Origin of the sequence: Bartonella sp. AP57NXGY, from assembly GCF_042195805.1 — a bacterium.
GTDB lineage: Bacteria > Pseudomonadota > Alphaproteobacteria > Rhizobiales > Rhizobiaceae > Bartonella.
This window is the reverse complement of sequence record NZ_JBHIOZ010000089.1, coordinates 1-5250: the sequence shown is the minus strand read 5'-3', so window position 1 is coordinate 5250 and position 5250 is coordinate 1. Positions and strand designations below refer to the sequence as shown.

5 protein-coding genes and 1 pseudogene are annotated in these 5250 nt (G+C 41.0%); 3 read left to right on the top strand and 3 right to left on the bottom strand.

What is annotated here, in order from left to right:
* Positions 1 to 279 precede the first annotated feature (279 nt).
* The 3 genes from yacG to infA all read right to left on the bottom strand — a co-directional run bounded on the left by yacG (position 280) and on the right by infA (position 1760).
* Complete coding sequence (gene yacG, locus ACFIL8_RS07460) at positions 280 to 564, bottom strand: DNA gyrase inhibitor YacG (RefSeq protein WP_375611670.1); 285 nt, start codon at positions 562 to 564, stop codon at positions 280 to 282.
* A gap of 21 nt (positions 565 to 585) precedes the next feature.
* A complete protein-coding gene (locus ACFIL8_RS07455; RefSeq protein WP_375611669.1) occupies positions 586 to 1299 on the bottom strand; it encodes a Maf family nucleotide pyrophosphatase in 714 nt (237 codons plus the stop codon).
* Between the two features lie 242 nt (positions 1300 to 1541).
* Positions 1542 to 1760 carry a translation initiation factor IF-1 gene (gene infA / locus ACFIL8_RS07450; protein WP_004857577.1) on the bottom strand — a complete coding sequence of 73 codons (219 nt, stop codon included), beginning with the start codon at positions 1758 to 1760 and terminating at the stop codon, positions 1542 to 1544.
* A 1521-nt stretch (positions 1761 to 3281) separates the two neighbouring features.
* Here infA and ACFIL8_RS07445 point away from each other — a divergent pair.
* The 3 genes and pseudogenes from ACFIL8_RS07445 to ACFIL8_RS07435 all read left to right on the top strand — a co-directional run bounded on the left by ACFIL8_RS07445 (position 3282) and on the right by ACFIL8_RS07435 (position 5096).
* Positions 3282 to 3904: pseudogene (locus ACFIL8_RS07445) on the top strand (IS607 family transposase).
* Positions 3901 to 4095: a helix-turn-helix domain-containing protein gene (locus ACFIL8_RS07440; protein ID WP_375620976.1), complete on the top strand. Its 195-nt coding sequence runs from the start codon at positions 3901 to 3903 to the stop codon at positions 4093 to 4095. Before ACFIL8_RS07445 ends, ACFIL8_RS07440 begins: the two are co-directional and overlap by 4 nt.
* A gap of 23 nt (positions 4096 to 4118) precedes the next feature.
* Positions 4119 to 5096 carry an RNA-guided endonuclease InsQ/TnpB family protein gene (locus ACFIL8_RS07435; RefSeq protein WP_375689306.1) on the top strand — a complete coding sequence of 326 codons (978 nt, stop codon included), beginning with the start codon at positions 4119 to 4121 and terminating at the stop codon, positions 5094 to 5096.
* Positions 5097 to 5250 lie beyond the last annotated feature (154 nt).

Genomic DNA, 5250 nt, shown 5'->3' with positions numbered 1-5250 from the left:
ACCCTAAAGGCACCAACAACTTTCACGCAACAAAGCTCCATCGACCTTCATGCAACAAAGCAATTTATAATTATCCATGGTAAACAAAACCTCTGGAGATAAGTCTTAGATATGTATTAAAACTTCCATCGTTGATTGAACTTAATCTGCGTCTTTGCGAATGACGATAATAAGCAAGCCGTTAATCCAGCTCTTAAATACATTTACGATAATCCCGCGCGCCTCCCCTTCAGTTTCCACACAAAAAAACGCTTTAGCGTTCTTTCTCAAGAGAACTCTTTATTCTTCTTCATCACTTACTTGTGGTGGGGGTGGTAAAATATAAGAGCCTGAAAGCCAACGATTAAGATCAATAGCTCGGCACCGTGTGGAACAAAAAGGATAAGAAGATTTTTGTGACATCTGACCACAAATAGGACAAGGATGCGGAGGACGGGTCTCTTTTTGCAAATTTAGCTCTTTTTGTTCTTGGCACACCTTTGTCATTGGCTTCTTCATTAACTTTTCTTCTGTTGCTTTTTTTTCATTTTTGCTTTTCTCTTTTTGTTGCTTTTCACCTTGCATTGATCTTACCTTAGAGTTTTTCTAATGCGTTTGTTCAGCCCAGTGAGTGAAAAGTGGATAGTGATAAGCGGTCAAGAGATCGGCTGTTTCAGCCAAAGGCAATCCCACAACATTAGAATAAGAACCCGTGATATGGACAACAAAAGCCCCTGCTTTTCCTTGGATAGCGTAGCCACCTGCTTTCCCTTGCCATTCTCCTGAAGCAAGGTAAGCCTTCATCATGGCAGAGGTTAAGCGTCTAAAGCGAACACGACTTTCAACCAATTTTACGGTTATTTTTCCACGTTCATTGAGCGCACAAATGGCACCATAGACCTTATGCGAACGCCCAGAAAGGTATCGTAAACATTCATAAGCCTCATCCTCGCTTTCTGGTTTGGGGAAAATGGTCCGCCCAACAGCCACCACCGTATCAGCCGCCAAGATAATCATTTTCTGTCCAGGTAATTTTTCTTGACCATTCTGCAACTCGTCTTGACCATTCTGACTGTACCAGCGCAAAATTTTTTGGGCTTTCAGTGCTTTTTCTTTTGCCAAACGTTTGGCAAGGTTTGCAGGATGTTCTTTTAATTTTGGCGTTTCATCAATATCGCTTGCATAAACCTGCTGGGGATCAATCCCTATTTGTGCCAAGAGCGCTAAACGCCTTGGCGAAGCGGAGGCAAGCACCAAATGAATTTCTTCTGTAAGAGTATCTGCCAAACGTTTTTCCCCCCACTCTCTTATATTTCTCATTTCCACCCCTTCACAATTGACTTCCCTCTCACCCCCTTAAGCACCCCCTTTTAAGCGCCCCTTTAGCCTCCCTTTTAAGCGCTATTGATCTCCTTATCCTTTTTCCGCATCGATTTTACAGTTTTTCAAGGCTCTTCAAACACTCCCCTTTTTTCACTCATGAAAAGCAAACTAAAAAACTGTTAAAAAATAATAGAAATAATATGATAGCTTTTAGAAAAAAGTGCAAGCCACCCACGAGGCTACTTATAGCGATATGTAATACGCCCTTTTGTCAAATCATAAGGTGTCATTTCCACCATGATTTTATCACCGGCCAACACCCGTATACGATTTTTCCGCATTCTACCAGCGGTATGAGCAATAATTTCATGATCATTTTCCAGTTTCACACGAAACATCGCGTTAGGTAAGAGTTCAGTAACGATACCAGAAAATTCTAAAACTTCTTCTTTTGACATAAACAAACATTTCCTTTACAGTGCACATATTTTGTTAAGCTGCGCGTTATTTCCAGCGTTCATATCCTATTTTCTTAAGTTTGTGAATAAAAATTCCACAAAAAGGGAAAGGTTTTTCAAGTTTACTCTCTCATGTTCTCAAAAAACGTCATCCCACACCTTAAGAATCAAAACTTTTTTTCCACCAATTTTACCCGCTAATTTCCTTCAATTTTTATGATGATTTTGGTTTCAGTGTGACAAGAAATTACGCTAATTTTTTCCCCTAAAGCATTTTCCCAACACCTCTGACTAATCCCTCCACAACTTACTCACAATCATCCTCTCTCCAACTTTTCCTCACCTTCCACACCTTAAACATGCGCCCTTCAGATAAACACCACTCTCCCCCCACGCCAGAAGCCCTTCCTTTTCTCAAAAACCTTCTCCATTCTTCACACACCATTCACAACATGCTTCACTGCCCCACACTTCATACTCTACGCATTTCCCATACAGCCTTCCCCATTTTCTCTCTCTTCACACGCTTCCTCTAAGCCATTCTTTCCATTTATGTTGTTCTTCCTACCTTCGAAAACACGATCCCTATACATTGCGTACCATTAACCACAACGCCTCTAACGACATAAAGCCTTTTCCTTTTTTACACATTTCCGTTTTTACGCTTTTACGTATTTACAGAATAAAGCCAAATGAAACTTCCACACCGCACCACTCTATAAACAATAGTATTACCCCAGCTTCTTGCCTAGCCAATCTCCCCAAGCACTTCAGATCACCCACCCACGGACTTCAGATTCCCCTCAAATGACACCACTTCATCAAGTACCATAAAAACAAAGCGCTATCTCCTTCACACCATCCTTTACGCATCCCTTCGCACCACCGCCTCTTACCCCCCTCTAGTCTGTTCATTCCTATTCCGCCCCCACACTCTCTTCTCCCTTCAATCTCCCGCAGGCTTCATCCCAGCTTACCACTCCATTCACAAAAACTCTTTCCCCCATTTATCTCACCACATTCCATGCCATGCCAAAAGCATACACAATGCACAAATCCTCTACTCCTTTTTCACGAATATACGTTTTTACGCTTTTACATATTTACAGAATAAAGCCAAATGAAACTTCCACACCGCACCACTCTATAAACAATAGTATTACCCCAGCTTCTTGCCTAGCCAATCTCCCCCAAGCACTTCAGATCACCCCTCAAACGAGATTATTTCATCAAACGCGACAAAAAAATCCAGCCTAAAATACTCATCATACACTCTAAAAACACCTTGATAAATTGATATGCCTGATATCACTCCCCCTATAAGCTCCCCTTCTAATCATGATTTCGGAGCCGCGTGAGAGGGACAAAACAAGCCGTTAAGTTCTGGGGGTCAAGGACGCCGTTAGGCGCCATGTAATGGTCTCCTTGACCTTAAGAACCTAGGATTGTTAGTCCCCTCATTAAACGCGGGCTTTAACAGCTTACTTGTAATCTATTTATATCTTTGTAATAATATACATTATGGATAGATTTATTGGGATAGGTAAGGCCGCTCAAGTTTTGGGTGTTTCGATTAGCACTTTGCGCCGTTGGGAAGGTGAAGGCAAAATTATTTCTGAGCATACGGCAGGAGGACACCGTCGTTATGACCTATCCAAGCTTAGACCTGAGCTTTTTCATTCGAGAGAACTGTCACAAAGAAAAGCCATTGCTTATGCGCGTGTATCGAGCCATGATCAAAAAGACGATTTAGAGCGACAAAAACAGGTTCTCGAGCTTTATTGCGCAAGCCAAGGTGGACTTATGAACTCATCTCTGATTTAGGGTCAGGGATGAATTATCGTAAAAAAGGTCTTAAACGTTTGTTGGATGCTCTCATTGAAAATGAAATAGGTCGTTTGGTGATTACGCATAAAGATCGTTTATTGCGCTTTGGTGCGGAATTGGTCTTCGCCATTTGTGAAGCCAAACAAGTTGAGGTTGTCATTCTCAATCAAGGAGAAGAAAGCAGTTTTGAAGAAGATTTAACCAAAGATGTTTTAGAAATTATTACTGTCTTCAGTGCTCGTCTTTATGGAAGTCGTTCGAGAAAAAATCAAAAGTTATTAGAGAATGTTCGTCAAGCTGTAGAAGCATCGCAATGATTGTTGCTCACAAAATAGCTCTAGACTTAAACAATAAACAACGAAGCTACATGGCTCGAGCCAGTGGTTGCGCGCGCTTTGCTTATAATTGGGCACTGAAGGAATGGCAGCAGCAATATGAAGCATGGAAGAAAGATAATAATTTACAAAGCCTAATGACTATGCGCTACGTAGACAATTCAATTCTCTAAAACGAGAACAATTTCCATGGATAATGGAAGTCACTAAAAATGCTCCACAAATGGCAATTATTCAATTGGGTATGGCTTTTAAGAATTTCTTTTCAGGAAGAAGCCGATATCCCACTTTGAGAAAGAAAGGAGTGCACGATCGTTTTACTTTAACCAATGATCAAGTACAGTTGCAAGGTTCCAAGATAAGAATTCCCAAACTTGGTTGGGTTCGTCTGCGAGAACAATTGCGATTTCAAGGAAAGATCTTGTCAGTAACCATTAGCCGTAAAGCGGATCGGTGGTTTGTAAGTCTTAGCGTTGAAACCAATAATCAAGAGCCACTGAGCGAGAACCAAGCTATTGTTGGTCTTGATTTGGGCGTCAATGCACTTGCAACGCTTTCGACAGGAGAAACCATAAGAAGCGTTAAACCTTATAAGGCTTTGCTAAATCGTTTACGACGCTTATCACGAAAGCTAAGCCGTAAGCAAAAAGGCTCGAGCAATCGTTATAAGGAGAAACAAAAACTCGCTAAGCTTCATGCACGAATAAGCAATATCAGAACAGATCATTTGCATAAGATTACAACAGATTTAATTCAGCGTTTTGGTACATTTTGTCTCGAAGATCTTCATGTAAAAGGCTTGCTGAAAAATCAGCATTTATCGCGTGCCCTTGCAGATCAAAGTTTTTTCGAGTTTCGCCGTCAATTGGAATATAAGGCGGCACGCTATGGTCGACAGATTGTTATTGCAGATCGTTGGTATGCGAGCAGTAAGATCTGCCATCATTGCGGATGTAAGATTGAACAATTACCTCTTAGCATACGTGAGTGGAGATGTTCTCATTGTGGTACACACCATGATCGAGACATTAATGCCGCGATTAATTTAAAAAACTTGGCGGTGAGTTCCACCGTATCAGCCTGTGGAGAGGAAGGCTCTGGCCAATGTCCTGTAACTTTGGTGAAACCAGCCTCAAAGAAGCAGGAAATCAACAGTATATTTAATCAGAAATGATCACATTTACATAAGTTTGATAGAACGGTCTGATCTCATGATTTTGGTGAGCGTTCCGGAGAGTTTGAGAGGCGGAAAGCCTCTCATTAAAAAATAAAGTTTATAAATAAAAACTATTTTCATTTGCCAATCTTCTGAAATTACTTTATCACTT

Bases quoted from the DNA above. Each gene is read 5' to 3' on its own strand.
- ACFIL8_RS07440 (WP_375620976.1), top strand. From the start codon at position 3,901: ATGATTGTTGCTCACAAAATAGCTCTAGACTTAAACAATAAACAACGA.
- ACFIL8_RS07435 (WP_375689306.1), top strand. From the start codon at position 4,119: ATGGAAGTCACTAAAAATGCTCCACAAATGGCAATTATTCAATTGGGT.
- yacG (WP_375611670.1), bottom strand. From the start codon at position 564: ATGCAAGGTGAAAAGCAACAAAAAGAGAAAAGCAAAAATGAAAAAAAA.
- ACFIL8_RS07455 (WP_375611669.1), bottom strand. From the start codon at position 1,299: ATGAGAAATATAAGAGAGTGGGGGGAAAAACGTTTGGCAGATACTCTT.
- infA (WP_004857577.1), bottom strand. From the start codon at position 1,760: ATGTCAAAAGAAGAAGTTTTAGAATTTTCTGGTATCGTTACTGAACTC.